We start from the raw sequence: 291 nt of genomic DNA, 5'->3' as shown, positions 1-291 counted from the left end.
TCAATCACTAATTTAAGCCCTTCTGCCATGAAAAGGCCTTCTCGATTACGGTTTTTTTTCTGGCTAAGTGCCTTAAGGTCTTTAATGATAGGATTGCTAAGAGAGGTAATTTCTTTAACCTTACCGGTTTTAGGCATACACATGTTCAAGCAATCCAGCGGCTAAAAAGAGAAGTAGAAAGAGCGCGTCCGGTGGTTTTTTCACGCAAGATCAGTTCTCCTGATTCGACTGTACCACCAAGATTTATAAATTCATCACGCATGAGAGTGTGAAGTGCATAGAAAGAAGCAC

At 40.9% G+C, this 291-nt stretch carries 2 pseudogenes; both read right to left on the bottom strand.

From position 1 onward, the window contains the following. Positions 1 to 143 (bottom strand): annotated as a pseudogene (locus tag ACFINO_RS10725) (RNA methyltransferase); the annotation flags it as partial. A gap of 2 nt (positions 144 to 145) precedes the next feature. Then, positions 146 to 291: pseudogene (locus tag ACFINO_RS10720) on the bottom strand (class I SAM-dependent rRNA methyltransferase); the annotation flags it as partial.

Source organism: Bartonella sp. AA83SXKL (assembly GCF_042196965.1).
Classification (GTDB): domain Bacteria; phylum Pseudomonadota; class Alphaproteobacteria; order Rhizobiales; family Rhizobiaceae; genus Bartonella.
Note: the sequence above shows the minus strand (reverse complement) of the source record. Positions and strands in the feature narration are given on the sequence as shown.